This is a genomic window from Kitasatospora sp. LaBMicrA B282, assembly GCF_050325825.1.
GTDB lineage: Bacteria > Actinomycetota > Actinomycetes > Streptomycetales > Streptomycetaceae > Kitasatospora.
Genome location: NZ_JBNQTI010000019.1, coordinates 20333 through 44229, shown reverse-complemented (window position 1 = coordinate 44229; position 23897 = coordinate 20333). Strand labels below are relative to the sequence as shown.

At 69.4% G+C, this 23897-nt stretch carries 18 protein-coding genes and 1 pseudogene; 9 read left to right on the top strand and 10 right to left on the bottom strand.

Annotated features, from left to right (window positions below):
• The first annotated feature begins 27 nt into the window (after positions 1-27).
• Genes ACQRUO_RS08695 through ACQRUO_RS08680 form a run of 4 tightly spaced genes read left to right on the top strand, consistent with a single transcriptional unit; the run spans position 28 to position 8027 of the window.
• Entirely contained in the window at positions 28-735 is a 708-nt protein-coding gene (locus ACQRUO_RS08695; protein ID WP_428315166.1) for a hypothetical protein, read from the top strand.
• A gap of 49 nt (positions 736-784) precedes the next feature.
• Positions 785-2092 carry a hypothetical protein gene (locus ACQRUO_RS08690; protein ID WP_428315165.1) on the top strand — a complete coding sequence of 436 codons (1308 nt, stop codon included), beginning with the start codon at positions 785-787 and terminating at the stop codon, positions 2090-2092.
• On the top strand, positions 2008-5349 hold the full coding sequence (locus ACQRUO_RS08685; RefSeq protein WP_428315164.1) for a hypothetical protein: 3342 nt from the start codon (positions 2008-2010) through the stop codon (positions 5347-5349). The genes ACQRUO_RS08690 and ACQRUO_RS08685 overlap by 85 nt, the downstream gene beginning before the upstream one ends.
• A gap of 23 nt (positions 5350-5372) precedes the next feature.
• Entirely contained in the window at positions 5373-8027 is a 2655-nt protein-coding gene (locus ACQRUO_RS08680; protein ID WP_428315163.1) for an RNaseH domain-containing protein, read from the top strand.
• A 202-nt stretch (positions 8028-8229) separates the two neighbouring features.
• Here ACQRUO_RS08680 and ACQRUO_RS08675 read toward each other — a convergent pair whose 3' ends face one another.
• Entirely contained in the window at positions 8230-8976 is a 747-nt protein-coding gene (locus ACQRUO_RS08675) for a DUF6907 domain-containing protein (protein ID WP_428315162.1), read from the bottom strand.
• A gap of 611 nt (positions 8977-9587) precedes the next feature.
• Here ACQRUO_RS08675 and ACQRUO_RS08670 point away from each other — a divergent pair.
• The gene (locus ACQRUO_RS08670) at positions 9588-10868 is read left to right on the top strand and encodes a hypothetical protein (protein WP_428315161.1); all 1281 of its coding nucleotides are present in this window, start codon (positions 9588-9590) and stop codon (positions 10866-10868) included.
• On the opposite strand, the gene ACQRUO_RS08665 is transcribed toward ACQRUO_RS08670, so the two are convergent.
• The 4 genes and pseudogenes from ACQRUO_RS08665 to ACQRUO_RS08650 form a co-directional block, all read right to left on the bottom strand.
• A complete protein-coding gene (locus ACQRUO_RS08665; RefSeq protein WP_428315160.1) occupies positions 10798-11643 on the bottom strand; it encodes a PE-PGRS family protein in 846 nt (281 codons plus the stop codon). The two genes, ACQRUO_RS08670 and ACQRUO_RS08665, sit on opposite strands and share 71 nt — an antisense overlap.
• A gap of 147 nt (positions 11644-11790) precedes the next feature.
• Positions 11791-12756, bottom strand: a complete 966-nt coding sequence (locus ACQRUO_RS08660; RefSeq protein ID WP_428315159.1) for a pirin family protein — start codon at positions 12754-12756, stop codon at positions 11791-11793.
• A gap of 93 nt (positions 12757-12849) precedes the next feature.
• Positions 12850-13080 (bottom strand): annotated as a pseudogene (locus tag ACQRUO_RS08655) (pirin family protein); the annotation flags it as partial.
• 162 nt (positions 13081-13242) lie between these two features.
• Positions 13243-13776, bottom strand: a complete 534-nt coding sequence (locus ACQRUO_RS08650; protein ID WP_428315158.1) for an SseB family protein — start codon at positions 13774-13776, stop codon at positions 13243-13245.
• 284 nt (positions 13777-14060) lie between these two features.
• Here ACQRUO_RS08650 and ACQRUO_RS08645 point away from each other — a divergent pair, with 284 nt between their 5' ends.
• Positions 14061-15890 carry an acyl-CoA dehydrogenase gene (locus ACQRUO_RS08645; RefSeq protein ID WP_428315157.1) on the top strand — a complete coding sequence of 610 codons (1830 nt, stop codon included), beginning with the start codon at positions 14061-14063 and terminating at the stop codon, positions 15888-15890.
• Between the two features lie 378 nt (positions 15891-16268).
• Positions 16269-17576, top strand: a complete 1308-nt coding sequence (locus tag ACQRUO_RS08640; RefSeq protein ID WP_428315156.1) for a M18 family aminopeptidase — start codon at positions 16269-16271, stop codon at positions 17574-17576.
• Between the two features lie 147 nt (positions 17577-17723).
• Here ACQRUO_RS08640 and ACQRUO_RS08635 read toward each other — a convergent pair whose 3' ends face one another.
• A complete protein-coding gene (locus ACQRUO_RS08635) occupies positions 17724-19577 on the bottom strand; it encodes an NHL domain-containing thioredoxin family protein (protein WP_428315155.1) in 1854 nt (617 codons plus the stop codon).
• Positions 19578-19680: 103 nt separating this feature from the next.
• On the opposite strand from ACQRUO_RS08635, the gene ACQRUO_RS08630 reads away from it, so the two are divergent.
• Positions 19681-20118, top strand: coding sequence for an SMI1/KNR4 family protein (locus ACQRUO_RS08630; RefSeq protein ID WP_428315154.1), 438 nt, complete (start codon positions 19681-19683; stop codon positions 20116-20118).
• Positions 20119-20162: 44 nt separating this feature from the next.
• Here the strand turns inward: ACQRUO_RS08630 and ACQRUO_RS08625 are convergent, their stop codons facing one another.
• The 4 genes from ACQRUO_RS08625 to ACQRUO_RS08610 form a co-directional block, all read right to left on the bottom strand.
• Positions 20163-20510: a type II toxin-antitoxin system PemK/MazF family toxin gene (locus ACQRUO_RS08625; RefSeq protein ID WP_428315153.1), complete on the bottom strand. Its 348-nt coding sequence runs from the start codon at positions 20508-20510 to the stop codon at positions 20163-20165.
• On the bottom strand, positions 20497-20727 hold the full coding sequence (locus ACQRUO_RS08620) for an antitoxin (RefSeq protein WP_428315152.1): 231 nt from the start codon (positions 20725-20727) through the stop codon (positions 20497-20499). The genes ACQRUO_RS08625 and ACQRUO_RS08620 overlap by 14 nt, the downstream gene beginning before the upstream one ends.
• 116 nt (positions 20728-20843) lie before the next feature.
• On the bottom strand, positions 20844-21434 hold the full coding sequence (locus tag ACQRUO_RS08615) for a GNAT family N-acetyltransferase (protein ID WP_428315151.1): 591 nt from the start codon (positions 21432-21434) through the stop codon (positions 20844-20846).
• Positions 21435-21553: 119 nt separating this feature from the next.
• The gene (locus tag ACQRUO_RS08610; protein ID WP_428315150.1) at positions 21554-22837 is read right to left on the bottom strand and encodes an adenylosuccinate synthase; all 1284 of its coding nucleotides are present in this window, start codon (positions 22835-22837) and stop codon (positions 21554-21556) included.
• A 126-nt stretch (positions 22838-22963) separates the two neighbouring features.
• On the opposite strand from ACQRUO_RS08610, the gene ACQRUO_RS08605 reads away from it, so the two are divergent.
• A complete protein-coding gene (locus ACQRUO_RS08605; RefSeq protein ID WP_428315149.1) occupies positions 22964-23800 on the top strand; it encodes a diacylglycerol kinase in 837 nt (278 codons plus the stop codon).
• The last annotated feature ends 97 nt before the right edge of the window (positions 23801-23897 follow it).

The following is a 23897-nucleotide window of genomic DNA, read 5'->3' as shown; positions in this document are numbered from 1 at the left end:
TCGCCCTGCGGCCGAAGGACCGACACTATGTGGGAGAGTCTGAATAGTCGTCAGAAGGCTTACTTGCTCGCGTGCTTCCACGAGGATCAGGAGGCGGAACGCCGGGCGAAGTCGGCCCGAGCGGCGTTTCGAGACCCTGGTGCGGCGGCGGAGTGGCGAAGGTTGCCCTTCTCGATACGGTCCGAGCTGCCGTTCGCCGAGTACACCGCGATCCAGGATCGGCTTCGCGCGGACGGGCATCTCGATGCGGGGGCAGGGGCCACCCTGCATGCGCTTGCCCGCAGAGGGCTTCTGAAGATCAGCGAGGACCGCGTTGACGTCCCCCAAGTCGGTCTCGCCTCCCGCGTCCTGGTGGAACTGACACGCTCCGGTCGTGCCTGCGCGCGCGCCGCACTGGGCATCCCCACCGTCCCACGCCGACCGGCGTACCTGTTGTCGGAGTGGCTTTGGCGCAATCTCGTCCGGGTCGCCGAAGCTGGGCCCGAGGGGCTGTCCGAGGACGCGATGGGAGGCAAGTCAAGGTTCTACTTGGGCACTGGCTACCGCCCCAACGGCCGGCCGAGCCGGGGATACATCGACTGCCACCCCGTCCGGATGGAGAAGGGCCGTGGGACGTTCGTCCTTGAGTACCGGTGGCGGCTCACCGAGGCCGGGAAGCGGCACGTCAACGCGCACCGATCCGATTATCAAACCCGTTACCCGGATGTCCAGTTGAGAGCCCCGGATCCGCTCTGATCGTGTGATTCCCGTGTCGCTGTCGGACCTCAGGTCTATGGTGCTTTGCGTGAAGTTCACCTCCGCAGCGGAGCCGGTGAGTCACGACGTGATCCGGCAGATGGTGATGCGTGCCGCGACAGTGGCGGCCAAGGCGCTCACGGACACCGAGCAGTCGGCCGAGGGGCGGCTGCGCACTCTCATGGACAGCCACGGCGAAGTCCTCGCTGCTCGGGGACCCGGCCATCCCCTCACGTTCGAGTCCTTCATGACGATGCTCGCCGACGACCTCGCCGGGCTCTTACCCGATGGCGTGTCACCGGAGGAGATGGCCGGTGTGCACCTCATCAATGACGACGGGCTCTTCGAAGAGGACTTGTTCGACCTAGACCAGGAACAGCGGGAGGTTGCCAGGGCCGTACAGAAGGCCACCCAGGGCGGCAGGTCCACCTCGCTCGCGGAGATCGAGCAGGAGATGGACCAGGTCACCGTCAACTCGGGCTTGAGGAAGCGCGGCACGCAGGAGGCGTACGCGAAGGGCAGGGCGGACCTTTCCCGGATGCCAGCCGGAACCGAGGCGGCGGTTCGGCGGCTGAACCTGCCCAGTGTGGTCGGCCAGTACTACCGGCCTGTCAGCTTCGCCGCGCTGTATGAGCAATGGTGGTTCGCTTGCCCCGTGTGCCGCTGGCCGATGAAGGTAACCCGGCACCGTTCCCGGAAGTCGGCCAGCGGGAGGGTCCAGTGTTTCTATCGGCCGCACGCTGAGCTGATGGGTGCCTCCTACACATTCAAGATCCCCGCTGCTGGTAAGCCGCCGACCCTGATCCCCGGCTCTCCGCCGCCAGCGTTCACCGGGGCGGCTTCTGTCCTGGCTCCTGACCTGCGCGGTCCGGTGCCGAAGCCGATGCCGAGCGCCGGCTACGTGGCGCTGGCCCGCGGGCCCTGGCGGTATACGACGATTCCCGGCCTCCTCGAGATCGCCCTGTACGACGCGCTCATCGCGCGTGGGTTCGCTGCCGCCCCGGAGTCCCACATGAGCCGGGCTGCCCTCGGTGCCGATGACAACTGCCCTGGCAGTGTCACGCTTTGGCCCTTCCTGGACACCTATGACCTGCACGTGGACGTCTGGCTCCCTGATGGACGGACGCAGTCTTTCCAGCTCGACGTCAAGGACTTCACCTCGGAGATGCTGCTGGCGAAGAAGATCCAGGCCGACGGCGGCGACGTCGGAGGAGCGGAGTGGATCGTCGTCCCCGATCACCGGGAGGCGTCGCTTCCACTGTTGCGCGGGGTATGCGAGGAGTTCTCCCTGAAGGTGGCCACCGCGGGAGAGGTTGGCCAAACGATCTGCAGGACGGCGGGTATCCGATGGGCGTGACAGGCAAGCTCCGCAAGGACGACGCAGCGGTCTACTGTGCTCTGGCCCTCGCCGCCCACTACTTCCCCGGCCCACTCGACGAGCACGGGCAGCCCGCAGCGACGTTCCGACACGCCGCCTTCCTGCTGTCCGGCCAGTACGACAAGTGGGACGGCTGGGCCCGCCTTCCTCACGCGGACAAGCAGCGCCTCGCCGACGTCCTCGTCAACGCACCGGGAGAACTTGCCGGTGCACCTGCCTTCGGGAAAGCCGCGCGCAGGATCCTTGCAGCGCAGGGCGCCGGGCAGGCACCCCAGTTCGTCCTCGTCGGTGAACCCCACACCGCGGTGGCCGCCTCACCGAGGATCGGGGACGACTTCCTGGGCTACGTGGACCGCACCATGAAACGGGTCCACAAGGACCACCCGCGTCCCAAGCCGCCACAACCGGCAGCTGCCGGACAGTGGCTCACCCGCACGCTCTACGCTGGCGGCATCGGCGAGATCCAGGGCCGGGCAGCCATCCCCGTACTCGCCGGCGGCACCGAGGCCGACCCGTGCCAGACTCCACCCCAGGTGCACACCGCCGCCCACCTTCCGAACATCGAGATCCCCACCAGCGGCCTATTGGATCTCGCCCGACAGCTGGACCTGCGGCTCAAGCCGGACGGTCGGCACCTGCACCAGGTCCTCAAAGCGCTCTTCGGCCAGCTCAACAGCACGGACATGCTCTCCCCGAAGGAGGCGATCCGCCTGTGCGCCGGCGCCACCGAGGTCTTCAACGCCCCCACGGGTACCGGCAAGAGCGTCCTCGTCCGCGTCATGGCTTCATGGTTCGCCATCAACGGGCTGGCCCTCGCGATCGTCCTCCCCACCGTCGAGGCCACGCTCTCGGCAGCGTGGGAGATCAGCCAGGACCTCGCCTACCTCGGCCGCGAAGAGACGTGCACCCCGCTGATGTCCCCCTACGGGCTGCACGATCGGGCCATGAAGATCGTCTCCCGCATCGACGGATCGATCGCCGAACAGTCGGCCAAGGTCCTGTGGAAGATCGGTCAACTCTCCTACGGCTGCTCGCTGAGCCGTTTCACCGAGGCCACGCACCCCTACCCGGCGGGCTCGGAATCCTGCATGAGTCTCTACCCGCTCCCGCCGTCCAAGGGCACCCGGCGCTGCCCGTTCGTGCCCGTCTGCGGGAAGTACCAGCAGCACTACAACGCCTGCACTGCATCGGTGGTGGTGACCAACCACCACAACTTCATGATGGGTCGGATGCCCATCGGCGTCACCCTCGACGACCGGCTCGTCGCCGGTCTGACCGTGGCTGAGTTCCTCTTCCGCCGCTGCCATGCCACCCTCGTCGACGAGATCGACCAATTCCAGTCCACGGCCATCGGGAAGTGCTCCAGCGAACTGGTCCTGGACTCCCGCCTCGACAAGAAGCTCCCGCTCCAACAGCTCCACGACGAACTTCGCAAGCAACCGCCGGCCACGGTCAAGGAACTCGTCCCACCAGTCACCTACGCCCGCTACCTCACCGAGTTCCTGCTGGCCGCGGTCTGCGAAGGCCAACTCCACCTGCGGCACTACGAAGGGGACGGCGGCCCCGTCGGCGACCGCGCAGGCATGAACAGCACCGGCTGGCACATCTCCGGGGGCCGAGACCGCCGCCTGATCCACCTGCTGTTCCCCGAGGCAGGCATCACCATCGAACACGAGATCCCCCAGGAGCTGTTCGACAAGCTCAACGCACTCAGGCCGCCGAAACCCGGCCAGGACCCGCTCACCGACCCGCTCGCCGTAGTGGAGCTAGAGGGCCACTACGTCGAAGCGCGTGCCATCCTCGGTGAGCTCCTCGGCCACCGCGGCGCCGACCTACTTACCCACGCCCAGCACCGCCTCAACGACCTCCTCAAAGACGTCGTCAAGGACGAGCACGACCGCGCCGAGGCCGTCGAACTGCTCATCGTCCGCACATGGCTGTCGGAGCTGGACGACACCCTCAACGACCTCACGGGAAAGACAGCCCAACTCCGTGCGAGCGGCCTGGCCTCGGCCCGCGCCCTCGCCGAACGCCTCGAGCGCGGAATCGGAGCCAACATCCTCCCCTTCGGCATGCTCGGCCGCGCCCTCTTCGGCTACCGCGTCACCGGCCTGGACGACCCGGCAAAGACCGGCGAGCTGACCTCCCAGAGCATCGCCGGAGACCCGCACACCTACACCGCCCAACTCGGCAGCATCGTCGCCCTCGCCCTCGCCGGCACCGAACGGCCCGTCATGGGCCTGTCCGCAACCGCGTACTTCCCGCAAGCCGTCCGCGAACACATCCACAGCACCGTGAAGTGGTGGATGACCGACGCCGCACCCGACAGCATCCGCGCGAAGAAGCACACCATCACCGACGCCCTCAACGATCCCATCCAGATCTCAGGCCTCCCCCAGCATCTCAAGGCCGGCGCCCTCAAGGAGCTCGGCGAGCGCCTGTACGACACCCGGATCCACCCCGAACTGCAGCGCTTGGAGAAGCAGGACAAGGACCGCGCACACGCCGCCGTCGTGGTCAACTCCTACCTGCACTGCCGCTACATCGCACTCGGCATCTACAACTCCGGCAACTACACCGGCGGTCTGTGCGTGGCTGTCCCGCCGGACAAGGAACGCCGCAGCGACCTGCCGCCGCTACCGGCCGGCATCATCGAGCTGACACCCGAGGAGTTCGAGACCTTCCCGACCAAGGGGAAGATCCTCGTCGTCCCCATGGCCCGCATCGCCCGCGGCCTGAACATCGTCATCGGCACCAAGTCGGCGATCACCCCCGTCTACCTGTGCACTCGCCCGCTCGCACTGTTGAGCGACCCGCCGGAGATGTACGCGTCGGTCAACGCCGCCGGACTCAACAGCCTGCCCAAGGACCCCAGCGACGACCCCGTCGCCGCACTTGCGGCCGCGCGAACCGAGGCATGGAGGCGGCTGAGCCTGATCATGCGCTCCGCTCCCGGCTTCGGGTCGACACACAAGGTCCTGCAGGAAGAGATCGTCGCGGGCATGGTCGTCGACATGATCCAGCTCGCCGGACGCGCCCGGCGCGGCGGCACGGACATGACCCTGCACCTCGTCGACTACGCCTTCCACCGGGACTCCTGGCAGGCCGACCTCGCGACGATCCTCACGCGGATGCACACCAACTGGGACGAGGACGAACGTCGCCGCATGGACGACATCTACCGCGAAGCCCTCGCCGCCTTCCTCGCCTACGCCGGCATCGAACCGGCTGCATGACCCTCGAAGGAGAACCCGGCCGCATGTCCGCCCGCCCGCCCAAGCAAATCCAGCGACTCGACCTCCTCGCCGGCCGGGTCACCCGCGACCTCCTCGCGGACGCCTCCGTCCACATCCGCGACTGCGGCCCAGCCGGCGTCAACATGTGGAGGATCTTCGAGAACGCCTACCGCCGGCGAGCGGGACGCGAGGAGGTCCAGGCCCCGCACTCCATCGTCACGACGGCCCTGCGCGCCCTCACCGGCGGATACGTCTGGCTGGACGCCAAGAAGGCAGTCCTGGCCAGCCGTGACCCCATCGACGACGACACGGTCCGAGACGTCTTCACCCTGCTGCATGGACTGGCCATGGGCGAGGACATCGACGACATCGACCTGAACCAGCCAGTCGGCATCGCGGAAAAGTTCGCCTCCACCCACCAAGAGCAGCGCGCGCTCGCCGACTACCTGCTCCGCTCACCCAGCGAGCAGCCCGACGCCCCCAACTGGGTCTACCAGACCGTCGCCTGGGACCTCGCCCGCAGGATCGCCGCTCAGCCCTGGTCCATCGACGGCCGGTCGGTCCGGCTCCGCCCCGACACCGCAGGCGGCCTCGTCGCGTGGGACGACCCCTGGCCCGACGAGAACGAGAACCGTTTCCGGCTCCCGCGGATCCGACTGCAGATGAAGACCGAACCCAACGTGCGCGACCCGCTGATCCTCGTCTCCGCCTCGGCCACGCGGATCAACCGCTCCATGGACTTCACCCGCACCGTCCTGGCCGAGCAGGACCACCCGGGCCGACCGCTCGTGGAAGTCGAACTCGACGGCCGGGGACGCCTGCGCAACGTCAACCGACTCGCCCTGCAAGCCCTCTCCCGGCTCGGCATGGGCCGGTCAGTCCTCCACGAGGTCGACCGGCAGATCCAGGCCGACCGATCGGCCCGCCAGCAAGCCGGGGAGAACGGCCAGGAGGCTCCGGCCCCGCAGCAACTGGGAACTGTCCGGCCCATCATGGCCAAGGCCTTCTACTTCCCCGTCGGGTCCGGCGTGGGCATGGACTACTACCGAGGGCTCCACGAGCACCTCCAGTCCACACTCGGGGACGAGTGGCAGCCCTTCCACGGCTTCTACGAGGGCGGCAACTTCAAGCAGGCCCAGAAGGCCGACGTCCTCATGGACCCGCTGGACATCACCCGCTCCCTGGACGCCATGGGCCTGGAGCACCTGCGCATCGTGTGCCTGTGGGCCACACACGAAGTCCGCCAGCGGATGATCAACGCACTCGCCCTCGCCTACGGCCAAGACCCCGCCGACCTCAATCCCGCCGAAGGCAAGAGCGCGACGCTGCACGGCACGCGGGTCAGCGCCGTCTTCCACCACGTCCCCGAGTTCCTCCAGCACGGACCTGCAACCGGCCGATCCGCGCACACGGCCGACCTGCTCTCCCTGAAAGCGGTGTCGGGCGAGATCGTCGGTGTATGGGCGGAGACCGAGTACGGCGACGGGAAGAAGAACTCCCTGCCGCGGCCGAAAGACAGCGAAGATGCCAAGCACCAGACCCACCGCATCCTCGCCAAGATGGACCTGGTCGTGCAGTACATCGACAGCGCGACCCAGACCGGCATCGACAAGTCCACGGGCATGGACCACCAAAGCCTGTCCTGCCTCATGGACCTCTACCGCAACCTCGGCTTCATCGACCGTCGCGTCTCCGACGTCCTGACCAAGCCAATCGGAGAACTCCCCGCCGCCGGCGTCGCCCACTGCGGCGTCCACGTCCGCAGGCAGTCGCGGCGCCCGGGAGAACGGGACGCCAGGATCGTCGTCTCGGCCACTGTCCTCAAGCCCCCCGTCGTCCAGGACGGCGCGTGGACGCTCCACGGCTGGTCCTACACCGACCGGATCTGGAAGCCCTACCACCTCGCCGAAGCCGCCTTCCACGCCTCCGACTACCCGGCCGGGAAGATGACGGAGTTCGTCGACAACAGTGCCGGCTACTCCAGCACCGCCAAGGTCATCGACCAGGCCCTGGAAGACCTCTCCGACTACCTCGGCGGCACCCCGTACACCGTCACGGTGGACGGGGTCGCCTGCCGCCGACTCTGGAAGGGACTGCACAACAGGGCCCAGGGACAGCCCCCCGAGGCCAACACCACCTGGCTCCCCGGTTCCACCATCGCCCCTCGCTTCCGGCCCCTCGCAGTGATCCGCCTGAACACCACCGACGACGAAGTCCCCCGCCCGGTACAGGTCACGATCACCGACCAGGACGACACAACGATCAAGACCAAGGAACGCACCACCCAGGTCTTCCGGATCGACCTCGACCTCGGAACCAACGGCGCCTGGCTCCTCGTCAACACCACCCACCAGTTCGACGGCAACGGCGCCGGCCGACAAGGATCGAAGAAGACCCGCTGGACCGCCCTGCCGTGGAACAAGGGCAAGAACGAGATCAAGGCCAACTACTACGCCATGACCGCCACCGAGATCTTCCCGATCGCCACCAACCCGGACCACCGGCGTGAACTGACGATGGTGACGGCCAGGCTCTGCCACCAGGCACTCGCGTGGAAGCACCGCACTCGCTACCCGATTGCGCTCCATGCGGCGCTCCAAATGGACCAAGACCACCCGCAGTACCGGCGCACTGTCCCGCAAGACCTCGACAGTGACGAGCCCGACGACGACCAGTAGCAGATATGGCCCCGCCTGCTTACGTTCCACCAGGCGCAGCACGGCGGGGCACTGCATCGCATGGGCACTCGCCGACCGTCGCTTTCCTACCCCAACGGGCCTTGGCTGCCAAGACATCTTCGCCTGTCCCGAATACTGCTGACGCCCGATCGGGTGACGCGTGGGAGGACCCAACGCAGCGGGCGCCTGGAGGTCCCACCGCTCAGGCAGACAGCCTCTGTGCAGTCGCGCTTCCGGCTTCGGCCAGAGCCAGCTGAGCGGCGAGGGTCCTGAGCTTCGGGAGGTATCCCTCGATCTCGTTGATCACCTGACGGAGGTCGGCGGCGCTGAGATCCGTCCAATTGTCGAGATGCATTCCACAGGTGGGTACACCGTCGTAGGTCGCCAGGAAAGCACCGAGATAGGACCTATCTCGGCCCATGCTGGGGGAGTCGACGCAGCCGAGTGCGATCTCCGCGCCCTCGCAGTCGTAGTGGGGTGCGGCACCCTTCAGGCACCAGGGATGAGTGACGCACTGGTCGGTGCGCGGGCGGCCGGCACTGGCTGGCGGAATGCCGTCAGCTACGAGACGCTCGACTTCTTCGTCGATGCGGTCGGCCTGGTCCCGCAACTGCGCGCTGAAGCCACGGGCCTCGTCCTGGGTCAGTTCCAGGTCGGCGTAGTAACCCCAGAGCTCGATGAGCGGTGCGCACTCTTCCTCGGTGCGCCAGGTGCGGCGGACCGTGAGGACCGGGTCGTTGGCAGGACCGTAGACCGTGTGCTCAGGACCGTGATGGTCGAACTGATTGCACTGGGGCACCGAACTTCTCTGGGCGAGGTGATCTATGACGCATCCGGTCATCTCGGTGCACGACTGAGTGGCTATCGGCGCCGGCGTCGGGTCCGACGCCAGGAGCGACGACGCTGCGGCTTCTGAGGGCAAGTGGCTGAGGTAGGCATTGTTCGGCATAACGCTCCGTAGGTCGCGGGAATCGACGTGTTCGCGACTTTTCCAGCGACCACCGGATGACTGGAGCTAAGTTGAGAAACCGTACTGACGTACGTCGCTGGAGGGCTACGCTGGTCAGATCGTGAGGTGTGCATCCCCATGGTCAGTTTGGGGCGCCATCGCCGGAATCGCCGACCAGCTCGTCGTCGGCAAGCACGTCGCGAGGCGGTTGTCTCAGATCGTGCTGATGGGGTACGACGGCTTCATGCTTCGTTGGTCTCCCCTCAATGAGCGTCAGCTCTCGCTTCTGACCCGTATCGGCGGGGACGGGAGCCCGGTCAACTCGGACGAGTCTGAACTCGCCCATAGCGCCCGTGCTCTGAAGGAGCGCGGACTCATCAGCATGCCGAAGGCTGTGGGGGTGAAATGGCGGGCTGAGATCACCGATGCTGGGCGCTTCTATCTGGAGCATGGGCACCACCCGGACCGCCCGACCCCGAAGCCAAAGACCGTGGTCCGGTCCCCCGCCGACCTCGGCACCACAGAGCAGGCCCGTAGAGACTGGCCAGCTGAGCGACAAGGCCGGCACTCGAGCGCCAGCGGTTCGGCAGCCGCCGAAGGAGTCCAGGGCCGTGAGCGGTCCGGCGCTGATCGAGCAGGTCCAGCAGGCGGGGCGCTTCTTGACGATCCCCGATCCGTCGCCGGAGGAACGGGCAAGGCTGCGCAGGGCCTTCGACGCGGCTCGCACCTGCGTACCTGAGGGCTACCAGCTGAAGTACAGCGGCCGGGAGAAGGGCGATTTCTACCTCGGCCTGCTGCGTGACAACGGGCTGGATGAGACCGAGTGGAACCGGATTCGACTGCAACGCAGCCGGGTCATCACGGACGTGGACGCTGTGGTCGCAGCACTGGAAGCCGATCACAGCGCCTTCGAGGTCTCCGAGGAGGTACTCCCTCGCGTGCTGTCGATCGTCCGTCTCATTGCACAGGAGGCGCTGTCGCGCCACGGTGACGTGGCGATCTTGAAGAAGCGGAAGCAGCCGCGGCCGCTCCTCTCCGTCCACGGCAGGACATGGGAGTTGAGCTTCAAGGAGCGGCAGAAGCACGTCAAGTACGTGCCCCAGGCCACGGGACGGCGCAAGACGTACGACTGGCAGCGGGTGACTCCTGCCTACCGGTCCGAGCCGTCCGGTGAACTCGACCTCCAGGTCGTCGAGTCGCCTCAGGGGGGTTACGGATACGGCGGTGGCTGGAAGACCGACTGTGCCGACACTCCGAAGCGGCCGGTGGAGGAGCAGATCAGCTCGCTCTTCCGGAAGCTGAAGACGCGCGCCGAGGAACAGGAGCGCCTCCAGCTGGAGCGCGAAGCCGAGCAACGTCGGCTGCGGGAGGAGCGAGAGAGGGCGGAGGCGGAGCGGCAGCGCTTGGCGGCCGAGGAGAAGGCACGCAAGCAGCGGGACTGGGAGGCTGCGGTCGCTGCGGCTGGCGCCAAGGCCGTCGAAGCCTCACGCCTTGAGAGGTTCGGGTCTGCTCTGGAGCGGTGGCGGGGTGCGCGGGAAATCCGAGAGTTCTGCGCAGCGCTGGACGAAGCCGCGAGCCGGGCCGACGACGAGGGGGAGGCGCAGATGTTCCGGGAGTGGTCTGCCTGGGGGAGAGCTGAGGCGGACAGGATCGACCCTACGGTGCTCGGAAGCGGGCTCGGCGTCGAAGCCTTCGAAACCGCGCCCACGGCCGATTCGCTGCGGCCGTTCCTCAACGGATGGAGCCCACATCGGCCGGAGAAGGAGGCACCGCCTGCCGAGCCCACCCAGCCGCGGCACCAGGCCGACCCGTGGCGCGAAGTCAGCGCCGCACCTCAGGGCCAAGGCTGGAGATACGGACCCCAAGGTCGCGCTCAATGGTGGAGGCGATGACGCCGTGCCCCCGGTCGCGCAGGGCCTTCAGAGCCCGTTCGACGATCGTGCCAAGCCGCTCGACCTCGGCTCGTAGCGCGAGCAACTCGTCGAACCGCTCCACCCGTTCCTGACCGCACCACTCGCGAACGGTCCGCAGTAGCTCATCCTCCGCCTGCAGCTTCCGTTCGTCGCGACGGCGGTTCCACGACTGCCATGCGGGCTGCACACGTTCCTGGTCGAGGGCTTCCTGCCGGCGCTCGACCTCCGGGAGGATCTCCTCGGCCAGGACCTCTGCGGCGCGTCGGGCGATTCGCTCGGTGACCGGCCAACCCGCCAGGATCAGGCCGATGCGGTTCTCATGAACCATCGGATCGGCACGCAGTTCAGCTGCATCGAGCCCGAGTCGGTCAGCGGTGGCATCGAGAGCCGTGAGCTCCAGCACGCCGGCATCGGCCGCAGTCGTGCGCAGCCGTAGATGGCTCTTGGGACGGACGAAGCCGAGAACCATTCGGGCAGTCTCGAACTCGGCAGTCTTCCGCACGTGCCGGGATGCCTCGACCAGCGCCAGTTCAGCAGCATCGTCGCTCTGGAAGACCGCGACGTCGTCCCACAGCGCGACCAGGGAGGCAGGGGCAACCCAGTCCTGCAGGCCGGCGTCCTCGCCTTCGAGGAATCTGATGTGCACCTGAGCGGCTCGGTGCGGGCCGCCGACCCGGACGATCTCTACACGGCGGATCACACTGCCGAGCATCTTGGGCTGGGCACGGTACGCCCAGTTCTCGCCGATCTCCATCCTGCTATTGAGCCAGGTCAGGGTAGATCGTCGCTACCACTTCCCTGTAGTTCGTTGTGGTCGGACCGCAGCGCAGCTGCCGACGGTCTGAACCGGACATGCGAGGGCCCGGACCGTTCCCGGTCCGGGCCCTCGCCGCTGTGCCCGTCAGCGTCCCAGGTTGGTGTCGGCGGGGATGGTGCCGAGGCGGCCGGCCTGGAAGTCGTCCATGGCCTGCTGGAGTTCGCGGTGGCTGTTCATCACGAACGGGCCGTAGTGGGCCACCGGTTCGCGGATCGGCAGGCCACCGAGGAGCACCACCTCGAAGTTGGTGCTCCGCGAGTCCTGGGTGTCGTCCGCCCGGATGGTGAGGCTGTCGCCCTCGCCGAAGACGACGGCCTGGCCCATGTGGAACGGGCGGCGCTCCTCGCCGGCCGAGCCGCTGCCGGCGAGGCCGTAGGCGAGGCCGTTGAAGTCGGCGCGCCAGGGCAGGGTGATCTGGGCGCCGGGGTTCACGGAGACGTGGATCATCGTGATGGGCGTATGGGTGGCGCCGGGGCCCTGGTGGCCGGCGATGTCGCCGGCGATCAGCCGGACGAGCGCGCCGCCGTCGGCGGAGGCGAGCAGCTTCACGTTGCCGCCGCGGATGTCCTGGTACTTGGGGGCGATCATCTTGTCGGCGGCGGGCAGGTTCACCCAGAGCTGCAGCCCGTGGAAGAGGCCGCCGGACATCACCAGGGACTCGGGCGGGGTCTCGATGTGCAGCAGGCCGGAGCCGGCCGTCATCCACTGGGTGTCGCCGTCGGTGATGGTGCCGCCGCCGCCGTGCGAGTCCTGGTGGATGAAGGTGCCGTCGATGATGTACGTGACGGTCTCGAAGCCCCGGTGCGGATGCCAGGGAGTCCCTTTCGGCTCACCAGCCTGATAGTCCACCTCGCCCATCTGGTCCATCATGATGAACGGGTCGAGGTACTTCTGGTTGATCTTGGCGAAGGCCCGGCGCACCGGGAAGCCCTCGCCCTCGAAGCCCTCGATCGCGGTGGAGACGGCCAGTGCGGGGCGGGGCTGAGCGCCGTTGGCGGGGGCCGCGATGCGCGGCAGGATCAGCGGGTTCTCAACGGTCACGGCAGGCATGCCGGCCTCCTCGGTTGGGTTGGAATGCGATGTTCGTCCTGCGTCTTCGCAGGTCAGAGCCCTCTTGCGACTAGTCCCCCAACTGGACTAGCTTTTGGGCTCGCCGGCCGCGTAGTCCACCTCGCCCATCTGGTCCATCATGATGAACGGGTCGAGGTACTTCTGGTTGATCTTGGCGAAGGCCCGGCGCACCGGGAAGCCCTCGCCCTCGAAGCCCTCCAGCGCGGTGGCGACCGCGAGGACCGGTCGGGCCACCGTGAGCGCGGGGTCGGGGGTGGCGACGCGGGGCAGGGTCAGCGGGTTCTCGACGGTCACGGCGGGCATGTCGGCCTCCTTCTCGGGGTGCTTCGGCCTACCTCTGCGAGGTTAGTTCAATGCTCAACAAGAAGCAAGTTGAAAGTTAAACCATGGCGGCAGGGGTCGCCCGGGGCGGGGGACCTGCGAAAACGGGGTGGCTGCCGAGCCGGGGGTGGGCCGGGTTCGGCCTCAGCCGTACATCCGGCGCATGGTGAAGTCGACCATCTGCTCCACCGCCCGGGCGTCGAACACCATCCGGTGCTCGCCCTCCATGTCCAGCGCGAAGCCGTAGCCGGTGGGCAGCAGGTCCAGCACCTCGGCGCCGGAGACGGTGAAGTACTTGGACTCCTTGCCCGCGTACCGGCGCAGCTCCTTCACCGAGCTGAACATCGGGATCACCGGAGTGGGCGTGTTGTGCAGCGCGAGGAAGCCGGGGCGGTCGCCGCGCGGGCAGTGCACCTTGGAGGTGATGAAGATGGCCTGGAAGTCCTCCACCGTCATCGAGCCGGTGGTGAAGGCGCGCACCGCGTCGCTGAGCGAGGGCGGCGAGGGCTCCGGGTAGAGCGAGTGGGCGGCGGACTGCTGCTGCTCGTACCCTGCGGCACCGCCACTCGGCGCACCGTAGCCCTGCTGCCCGTACATCCCGCCCATGCCGGCCTGCCCCGCCTGCTGGTAGGGGTCGCCCGGGTAGCCGCCGTTCGCGCTCTGCTCGTAGCCGTACACACGGACAGGCTAGCGAACCGGGCCCCTCCTGCGGGGCGGCCGGACCGGACAAGGCGGGGTGGGATGGGCCTGTGGGGATCGCACGGAGTGCGCGGTCGGCGCCCCCGTCGCCGTGCGGCCGGCCGGCGCGCAAACCCCGCCAGGGACGTGACTACGTTCACGCTGCTTTTACGGGGAAAGACTTGAAGAAGTTACTGCCCGGTAGCATCATGGGCTCTACTGGCGGGTAGGTGTGTTCGGCATCTTATCGACGCACCCGGAAGCGATGAACCGGAGAGACGGTCATGGGTCACTACAAGTCCAACCTGCGGGACGTGGAGTTCAACCTCTTCGAGGTTTTCGGCCGCGACCAGGTGTACGGCACCGGTCCGTTCGCCGACATGGACGTCGACACCGCGAAGAGCATCCTGAGCGAGATCTCCCGGCTGGCCGAGAACGACCTGGCCGCCTCCTTCGCCGACGCCGACCGCAACCCGCCGGTGTTCGACCCGGAGACCAACACCGCGCCGATCCCGGACACCTTCAAGAAGAGCTACCAGGCGTACATGGACGCCGAGTGGTGGCGCCTGGGCATCCCGGAGCAGATCGGCGGCCAGGTCACCCCGTCCTCGCTGATCTGGGCCTACGCCGAGCAGATCCTCGGTTCCAACCCGGCCATCTGGATGTACTCCTCCGGCCCGGCCTTCGCCGGCGTCGTCTTCGACGAGGGCACCGAGGAGCAGCAGAAGATCGCCAAGCGGATGACCGAGCGCCTCTGGGGCGCCACCATGGTGCTCACCGAGCCCGACGCGGGCTCCGACGTGGGCGCCGGCCGCACCAAGGCGATCAAGCAGGAGGACGGCTCCTGGCACATCGAGGGCGTGAAGCGCTTCATCACCTCGGGTGAGCACGACATGTCCGAGAACATCATCCACCTGGTGCTGGCCCGCCCCGAGGGCGGCAAGCCGGGCACCAAGGGCCTGGGTCTCTACATCGTCCCGAAGTACGACTTCGACTGGGAGACCGGCGAGCTGGGCGAGCGCAACGGCGCCTACGCCACCAACGTCGAGCACAAGATGGGCCTCAAGGCCTCCAACACCTGCGAGATGACCTTCGGCGCCAAGCACCCGGCCAAGGGCTGGCTGGTCGGCGAGAAGATCGACGGCATCCGCCAGATGTTCAAGATCATCGAGTTCGCCCGGATGATGGTCGGCACGAAGGCCATCGCCACCCTCTCCACCGGCTACCTGAACGCGCTGGAGTACGCCAAGGAGCGCGTGCAGGGCGCCGACATCGCCAACTTCCTGGACAAGAACGCCCCGCGCGTCACCATCACGCACCACCCCGACGTGCGCCGCTCGCTGCTCACCCAGAAGGCGTACGCCGAAGGCATGCGCGCCCTGGTCCTCTACACCGCCTCGGTGCAGGACGACATGACCGCCGCCAAGCTGCGCGGCGAGCGCGACGAGGCCGCCGAGCGCCTGAACGACCTGCTGCTGCCGATCGTCAAGGGCTACGGCTCGGAGCGCTCCTACGAGCAGCTGGCCCAGTCGCTGCAGACCTTCGGCGGCTCCGGCTTCCTGCAGGAGTACCCGATCGAGCAGTACATCCGGGACTCCAAGATCGACACCCTCTACGAGGGCACCACCGCGATCCAGGGCCTGGACTTCTTCTTCCGCAAGGTCGTCAAGGACGGCGGCCAGGCGCTCACCGCGGTCTCCGAGCAGATCAAGAAGTTCATCGAGGCCGGCGAGGGCGGCGACGCCCTGGCCCGCGAGCGCGAGCTGCTCGCCAAGGCGGCCGGCGACCTGGAGGCGATCGTCGGCAAGCTGCTGGCCGACCTCACCGCGGTCGAGCAGGACGTCAAGAACATGTACAAGGTGGGCCTCAACACCACCCGCTTCCTGCTGGTCTCCGGCGACGTGGTGATCGGCTGGCTGCTGCTGCGCCAGGCCGTGGTCGCGCTCGCCAAGATCGAGGCCGGCGCCACCGGCAAGGACCTCGCCTTCTACCAGGGCAAGGTGGCCGGCGCCCAGTTCTTCGCCCGCAACATCCTGCCGACCGTCAGCTCCCAGCGCCTGATCGCCGAGAACATCGACCTGGACGTCATGGAGCTGCCCGAGGAGTCGTTCTGATCCTGGTCGGCCCCGGTCCGCACCGGCGTCACCCCGTCCCGGTGACGCCGGCGCGGAACCCGCAGACCGCCTGACACACCCTCAGCACGTGGGGCCCGCGCGAAGAGCGCGGGCCCCACCGTGCTTTCCGGCGCCGCCCGACCCCGGCGTCGCCCCCGCCCTACCGCCGTCCGCCGCCGTTCTGCCGCGCGGCCCCCGCAGGTCCCCCGCACCCCGCACCGCCACGCCGGCCGGCCGTCCGATTCCTCCCACTGCGGCCGGTCTCCGGGCAGCTCACACCTATACCCGCTCTTGACCGTCCTGTCGGTGTACGGGCATATGCTCGGGTGGGAGGCCCTTCCCCAAACGGCTCTCCCAAGCCCTCGACTCAGGAGCAGCATGTCGACCGCCGACCGACCGGTCTTCTTCGACCGGACCCACACCGACGACCTGATCGCGTATCTGGCCGCGGCCCCGTCCCCGTACCACGCGGTGGCCGGCGCAGCCGAGCGGCTGGAGAAGGCGGGCTTCCGGCAGGTCGCCGAGACCGACGCGTGGGAGGGCACGGCCGGCGGGCGGTACATCATCCGGGGCGGCGCGCTGATCGCCTGGTTCGTGCCGGCGGCGGCCACCGCGGCCACCCCGTTCCGGGTCGTCGGCACCCACACCGACTCGCCCAACCTGCGGGTCAAGCCGGTGCCGGACACCGGGACCGCGGGCTGGCGGCAGGTCGCGGTGGAGATCTACGGCGGCGTCCCGTTGAACACCTGGCTCGACCGCGACCTCGGCATCTCCGGTCGGCTGGTGCTGCGCGACGGTACGACCCGCCTGGTGCAGTTGGACGAGCCGCTGCTGCGCGTCCCGCAGCTGGCGATCCACCTCGACCGGAGCGTCAACGACGGGCTGAAGCTGGACAAGCAGCGGCACCTGACCCCCATCTGGGGTCTGGGCGAGGTGGACGAGGGCAGCCTGATCCGCTACGTCGCCGAGCGCGCCGGCGTGGACGCGGCCGAGGTGCTCGGCTGGGATCTGATGACCCATGACGTCCAGCCGCCGTCCTACCTGGGCCGGGACCGCGAGCTGCTGGCCGCGCCCCGACTGGACAACCTGCTCTCGGTGCACGCCGCCACCGCCGCGCTGGCCGCGGCCACCACCGCGGACGGCGCCGACCGGCTGCCCTACATCCCGGTGCTGGCCGCCTTCGACCACGAGGAGACCGGCAGCGAGTCGGACACCGGCGCGCACGGCCCACTGCTGGGCAACGTGCTGGAGCGCAGCGTCAAGGCGCGCGGCGGCAGTTCGGAGGACCGCGCGCGGGCGCTGGCCGGCACCGTCTGCCTCTCCTCCGACATGGGCCACGCGGTGCACCCCAACTACAGCGAGCGGCACGAGCCCGGCCACCACCCGGTGCCCAACGGCGGCCCGATCCTCAAGGTGAACGTCAACAACCGGTACGCCACCGACGGCGTGGGCCGGGCGATCTTCGCCCAGGCCTGCGAGCGGGCCGGCGTGCCGTGGCAGGCCTTCGTCTCCAACAACGCGATGCCCTGCGGCACCACGATCGGCCCGATCACCGCCGCCCGGCTCGGGATCACCACCGTGGACTGCGGCATCGCCGCGCTCTCCATGCACTCGGCGCGCGAGCTGTGCGGGGCCGAGGACCCGTACCTGCTGGCCTCGGCGATCAAGGCCTTCCTGGAGGGCTGACGGGGTTTCGGAAACGCCGACGGCTTTTCCGGAGGCTGCCGACGGCTCTTCCGGAGGCTCTTTCCGGCGAACTGAGCAAGTGTCAGCAGTGGGGGGCGGGCCCGGCGGGCCCACCCCCACTGCGCTTTCCCCGCTCCGAGCTCTTCGCTACTCCATCCCGGCGAGCACCAGCGGCAGCCGGGTCGCGCCGCCGGCCACCAGCTTCACCGGGACGCCCCAGTCCTGCTGGTGCACGTGGCAGGCCGGGTACTCGATCGCCGGGTCGTCGTCACAGGACGCCGCCATCGCCGAGACGTGCAGCACCCCCTCGCCCACCTCGGCGGAGAGCACCAGCTCGCGGGAGAGCGCGCTGTCCTTGCCCGCGCCCGAGACCAGCAGCTCGGGCGGGGTCGAGCTGACCAGCAGCCGGGTGGAGGGGCCGTAGCGCTCGTCCAGCTTCTGGCCGCTCGGGGCGCGGAAGACCACGTCCAGCTGCAGCGCCCCCGGGGCCACCTCGGTGGCCGCGCGCTGGGTGCGGTGCGCCACCGACTCCACCCGCACCGCCTCCTCGGGCAGCCGCAGCCGGGTCAGCCGGTGCCGGGCCGACTCGATCACCACGATGTCCGCGCCGCCGTCCTCGCCCGGCACCAGCACGGCGCCGGACGGCTCGCGCAGGTCGGTGGCGAGCGTGCTGACCTCGTCCGTGGCCGGGTCGAAGCGGCGCAGCGCGTGGTTGTAGGTGTCGGCGACCGCCACCGAGCCGTCGGGCAGCACGGTGACGCCCAGCGGGTGCTGGAGCAGCGCCTGCCCGGCCGCGCCGTCCCGGATGCCGAAGTCGAACAGGCCGGTGCCGACGGCGGTGTGCACGGCGGCGGGCCGCTCGGCGGTTTCACGTGAAACCCAGCGCAGCGCCGAGGTCTCGCTGTCCGCCACCCAGAGCCGCTCGCCGTCCGCCGAGACCGCGAGGCCGGAGGGCTGGGCGAACCAGGCCTCGGCCACCGGGCCGTCGACCAGGCCCTCGTTGGTGGTCCCGGCGGCCACCGCGACGGTCCCCGCGGCCGGGTCGAAGGCCCAGAGCTGGTGCACCCCGGCCATCGCGATCCACACCCGGCCGTCGAAGAACGCGACGTCCCACGGCGAGGAGAGGTCGACCTCGCCGGCCGGCCCCGCGGTCGCCGAGCCCTGCCACCACTGCTGCCCGGTCCCGGCCAGCGTGGTCACCGTGCCGTCGGCCAGCCGCACCCCGCGCAGCGCGTGGTTGACGGTGTCGGCCACCACCACGTCGTAGCCCAGGTCCAGCCCGTCCGGCACCAGCGCCAGCCCCTGCGGCTCGCTGAACCGCGCGCTCGCCGCCGGGCCGTCCACCAGGCCGCGCACCCCGTCGCCGATCCGCCGCAGCACGGTCTCGCCGTCCTCGGCCAGCTCGACCAGCGCGTGGTGCCCCGAGTCCGCCACCAGGAAGTGCCCGTCCGGCAGCCGCACGGCCTTCCCGGGGAACTTCAGCGCCCCGGCCGCCGGCTCCGGCGGCACGTAGGGCCCGTCCCCGCGCCGCAGCGTCCCCTTCGCCGCGTGCTCCGCCTCCAGCTCCTCGACCAGCCGCCCGATCGCGTGCGCGTGCCCCTCACCCGCGTGCTGCGCGACCACGTACCCCTCGGGATCGATCACCACCAGCGTCGGCCAGGCCCGCACCGCGTACTGCTTCCAGGTGACCAGCTCCGGATCGTCCAGCACCGGGTGCGCCACCTCGTACCGCGCCACCGCGTCCACCACCGCCTGGTGGTCCGCCTCGTGCACGAACTTGGGCGAGTGCACCCCGACGATCACCACCGTGTCGCGGTGCTTCTCCTCCAACTCCCGCAGCTCGTCCAGGACGTGCAAGCAGTTGATGCAGCAGAAGGTCCAGAAGTCGGCAATCACGATCTTGCCCCTGAGGTCCGCCAGGGTCAGATCCTTGCCACCAGTGTTCAGCCAGCCACCGGCCCCGACCAGTTCAGGGGCGCGGACACGTGCACGAGAAGCCATGCCCACATCCAACCCCACGGCCGGAGTGCGCATTCCGCCGCCCACCGGCCCGCTCGCCCGTCCGCCCTCCCGCCGCGCCGAGCCTTCTGGGAGGCTCTGCCCCATGTGGCGCGAACTGATCCTCGAGACGACCGACGACGTCGAGTGCGGCCCACCGGCCACCGAGCAGGCGCTGGCCGCGGTCGTGGCCACCCTCGGCCAGCGCCTGCCGCGCGACCTGGCGGAGCTGCTGCGGGAGTGCGACGGCGTCCGGGGCCGGCACGGGCGGGACGTCGTCTGGAGCGCGGAACGGATCACCCGGGTGAACCGGGAGTTCCGCTCCTACCCCGACTTCCCGGACCTCTACATGCCCTTCGAACCGCTGATGTTCTTCGGCGCGGGCGACGGCGGCGACCAGTTCGCCTTCGTCCGGACGCCCGAGCGCGACGACGTCTTCGTCTGGGACCACGAGACCGACAGCCGCGCCATGGTGACCGGCAGCCTGCACCAGTACCTGCTGCGCGCCCTGCGGGAGGGCGGGGACTGGTTCCGGAACGACTGAGGTCAGCGCCGCCCGCCGAGACGTCGGGTCGCTCCGACTGCCCGTTACAGGGCCAGATGCAGGCGCAGCGCCGCGTCGAGGGCGGCCAGGCGTGCGGGCGGGACGGCGCCGATCCGGTGCAGCAGGCGTTCCACCGCCACGGCGCGGACCTGTTCGGCCTGTGCCTTGGAGTCGTGGTCGAGGCCGCAGGAGGCGGCGTCGAGGAGGACCTGGAAGGGGAAGACCCGCTCGGTGTTCGAGGTGATCGGGACGACCGTCAGTACGCCGCGGCCGGTCCTGGCCGCGGACCGGTTGGCGGAGTCGTTGGAGACGATGACAGCGGGCCGGGCCTTGTTCGCCTCGCTCCCGCGGACCGGCTCGAAGTCGATCAGGTAGATGTCACCTCGTCGCATCGGACAGGCCGTCCGCCGTGGCACCGTCCCAGACGGCGCTGGACTCGTCCTGGTCCCACTCCTGCCACGCCTGCTCGTAGTCCTCCTCCAACTCGGCGGCGCGGAGCAGGTCGATGGCGGCGTGTATCACCGCCGACCGGGAATCAGCGGAGGTCCGGGCGCCGTACTCGTCGAGGAAGGCGACATCCGCCTCGGGCAGGCTGACGCTGATCTTCATGCCGGAATAATACCGCTGGTGCTACTGGCGGTGCTACCTGTGGTGCAAGGTGGTAGCACCAGCGGGCCACCTGGCCGTGCGGCCCCGGCGTTGTGGCCGGTGGGCCCGCCGCTCGGTCAGCCCGCCGCGAGGCGTTCGGTCAGCCGGCTCTTCGCGGCCGGCCACTCGTCGGCCAGCATCGAGAAGTACACGCTGTCCCGCCAGCTGCCGTCCTTGCGCTGCCGGGCCCGCCGGAAGGTGCCCTCGTACTGGGCGCCGAGGCGCCTGATCGCGGCCTGCGAGCGCTCGTTGTTGTTGTCGGTCTTCCACATCACCCGGCCCATGCCGAGGTCCTCGAAGGCGTGGGTGAGCAGCAGCAGCTTGGTCTCGGTGTTCACCGCGCTGCGCCAGACCGAGCGGGCGTACCAGGTGCCGCCGATCTCCACCCACTCGTCGCGCGGGTTGACGTCGTAGAAGGCGGTGACGCCGACCGCGCGGCCGCCGTCGGTCCGGACCACCGCGAACGGCTCGCAGCCGGCGTTCGCCAGGTAGCCGTCGACCAGCTCGGCGAAGTCCGCCGCGGTGCGCGGCTCGAAGGGCAGCCAGCGGAACACCTCCTGGTCCGCGCCGACGGTCTCGTACAGGTCGGCGGCGTGGGCGCGGGCCAGCGGCTCCAGGCGGACGTGCCGGCCGGGGAGGGTGACGGGGGCGGGGGTCTTCGCGGTCATGGTCCGAACCGTACGTGGACTTCGTACTAGATGCAATGGGTGTATGCACTAGTTCGAATGGCTCAGGGTGAACGAAAGGCCCCGCACCGTGCGGTGCGGGGCCCTTCGGTGGAGCGGGCTCAGATGAAGGAGTTGATCTGGATCGTCTCGGTCCGGCCGGGCCCGACGCCGATCGCCGAGATCGGCGCGCCCGACATCTCCTCCAGCGCCTTCACGTAGGCCTGCGCGTTCTTCGGCAGGTCGGCGAAGGTCTGCGCCTTGCTGATGTCCTCGGTCCAGCCGGGGAGGGTCTCGTAGATCGGCTTGGCGTGGTGGAAGTCCGACTGGTTGTACGGCAGCTCCTCGACCCGCTTGCCGTCGATCTCGTAGGCCACGCAGACCGGGATCTGCTCCCAGCCGGTGAGCACGTCGAGCTTGGTGAGGAAGAAGTCGGTCAGGCCGTTGACCCGGGTCGCGTAACGGGCGATCACCGCGTCGAACCAGCCGCAGCGCCGGTCGCGCCCGGTGGTGACGCCGCGCTCGCCGCCGATCCGGCGCAGCGCCTCGCCGTCGGCGTCCAGCAGCTCGGTCGGGAACGGGCCCGAGCCGACGCGGGTGGTGTAGGCCTTGAGGATGCCGATCACCCGGTCGATCTTGGTGGGACCGATGCCGGCGCCGGTGCAGGCACCGCCCGAGGTCGGGTTGGAGGAGGTGACGAACGGGTAAGTCCCGTGGTCCACGTCCAGCAGGGTGCCCTGGCCGCCCTCCAGCAGGACCACCTTGTTCGCCTTGAGCGCCTCGTCCAGCACCAGCGTGGTGTCGGCCAGGAAGGGGCGGATCTTCTCGGCGTAGCCCAGGTACTCCTGGACCACCAGGTCGGCCGGCATCGCGCGGCGGTTGTAGAGCTTGACCAGGATCTGGTTCTTGTGGTCCAGCGCGGCTTCGACCTTCTGGCGCAGGATCGACTCGTCGAAGAGGTCCTGCACCCGGATGCCGATCCGGTTGATCTTGTCGGCGTAGGCCGGGCCGATGCCGCGACCGGTGGTGCCGATCTTGCGCTTGCCGAGGAAGCGCTCGGTGACCTTGTCCAGGGTCCGGTGGTACGGGGTGATCAGGTGGGCGTTGCCCGAGACCAGCAGCTTGGAGGTGTCGATGCCGCGCTCGTTCAGCCCGTCCAGCTCGGCGAGCAGCACGCCCGGGTCGATCACCACGCCGTTGCCGATCACCGGCGTGACGTTCGGGCTGAGGATGCCGGAAGGCAGCAGGTGCAGGGCGTACTTCTGGTCGCCGATGACCACCGTGTGACCGGCGTTGTTGCCGCCCTGGTAGCGGACGACGTAGTCGACGGAACCGCCGAGGAGGTCCGTGGCCTTCCCCTTGCCCTCGTCTCCCCACTGGGCACCAACGAGCACGAGTGCCGGCACAGGCGTACACCCCTTCCGGTTGGGGCATCCTGCGTAGGCCGCAGTCTGCCCCGAGATAGACGAAGCCCCTGGCGCAATAGCGCAAGGGGCTCTTGCACCGAGAGATTACCTGAGGAAGGACCGGTCGTGTCGTCCCTGTCCACGCCCGCCCCCCGACCCTCCGACGCCGCCGGGCCGCCCGGGGGCGCCCCGCTGCTGGTGCTGCTCGACCCGGCCGCGAAGGAGGCGGACGGGGAGGCGGTGCGGATCGCCCGGGACGTGCTCCGCGGGGGCGCGGACGTCAAGGTGGCGGTGCCCGAGAACGCGGCCGAGCTGGACCGGGTGCTCGCGCACCGCGGACGGCGCCGTCCGGTGGTGGTCGGCTCCGACCTCGCGCTGCGGCGGGTGGTGCAGGCGCTGCACCACCAGGGTGAGTTGGGCGCGGGGCCGCTCGGGCTGGTGCCGGTGGGCGCCGGCCGGGCGGTGGCGCTGGCCCGCTCGTTGGGGGTGCCGCTGGAGCCGGTGGCGGCGGCCCGCACGGTGCTGGGCGGGGTGCCGCGGCAGCTGGGGCTGCTGGTGGACGACGGGGGCGACGTGGTGCTGGGGGAGGTGCGGATCCCCGGACGGCGGCACGGCCATTCGGGCGGGTGGCGTTCGCTCTGGGCGAAACTGATTGCGGCCGAGCAGGTGGAGGTCGGCGAGCCCCGGCTGCGGGTGGAGGCCGACGGGCGTCCGCTGGGCGGTGGTGGGCGTCCGCTGCGGCTGGTGGCGCTGCGGTTGCCGGTGGGGTCGAGCTCGGCCGAGGTGGTGGTGCGCCCCTCGGGGTCGGGCGGGGCGCTGCTGCGGGTGCGGGCGGTCAGCGTCACGGTGGCCGGGCGCACCTTCGGCTACGACGCCGACGGCTGCCCGGCCGGCCCGGTGCCGGCCCGCACCTGGACGGCCCACCCGGGCGCCTGGGGTCTGCTGCTGCCGGCCGCGGCCTGACGCGCGGTCCGAGCGGCGGCCCGGGAGGCGGCCCGAGGGGAGGTCCGAGTGGCGGACCCGAACGGACCCGAGCGGCCAGGAGCCGGCCCGCAGCCCT

Coding starts and splice junctions, on each gene's coding strand:
- ACQRUO_RS08620 (WP_428315152.1), bottom strand. CDS start 20,727: ATGAAGATCAGCGTCAGCCTGCCCGAGGCGGATGTCGCCTTCCTCGAC.
- ACQRUO_RS08675 (WP_428315162.1), bottom strand. CDS start 8,976: ATGCCGAACAATGCCTACCTCAGCCACTTGCCCTCAGAAGCCGCAGCG.
- ACQRUO_RS08665 (WP_428315160.1), bottom strand. CDS start 11,643: ATGGAGATCGGCGAGAACTGGGCGTACCGTGCCCAGCCCAAGATGCTC.
- ACQRUO_RS08615 (WP_428315151.1), bottom strand. CDS start 21,434: ATGACCGCGAAGACCCCCGCCCCCGTCACCCTCCCCGGCCGGCACGTC.
- ACQRUO_RS08640 (WP_428315156.1), top strand. CDS start 16,269: ATGTCGACCGCCGACCGACCGGTCTTCTTCGACCGGACCCACACCGAC.
- ACQRUO_RS08635 (WP_428315155.1), bottom strand. CDS start 19,577: ATGGCTTCTCGTGCACGTGTCCGCGCCCCTGAACTGGTCGGGGCCGGT.
- ACQRUO_RS08630 (WP_428315154.1), top strand. CDS start 19,681: ATGTGGCGCGAACTGATCCTCGAGACGACCGACGACGTCGAGTGCGGC.
- ACQRUO_RS08660 (WP_428315159.1), bottom strand. CDS start 12,756: ATGCCTGCCGTGACCGTTGAGAACCCGCTGATCCTGCCGCGCATCGCG.
- ACQRUO_RS08680 (WP_428315163.1), top strand. CDS start 5,373: ATGTCCGCCCGCCCGCCCAAGCAAATCCAGCGACTCGACCTCCTCGCC.
- ACQRUO_RS08695 (WP_428315166.1), top strand. CDS start 28: ATGTGGGAGAGTCTGAATAGTCGTCAGAAGGCTTACTTGCTCGCGTGC.
- ACQRUO_RS08685 (WP_428315164.1), top strand. CDS start 2,008: ATGCGAGGAGTTCTCCCTGAAGGTGGCCACCGCGGGAGAGGTTGGCCA.
- ACQRUO_RS08625 (WP_428315153.1), bottom strand. CDS start 20,510: ATGCGACGAGGTGACATCTACCTGATCGACTTCGAGCCGGTCCGCGGG.
- ACQRUO_RS08645 (WP_428315157.1), top strand. CDS start 14,061: ATGGGTCACTACAAGTCCAACCTGCGGGACGTGGAGTTCAACCTCTTC.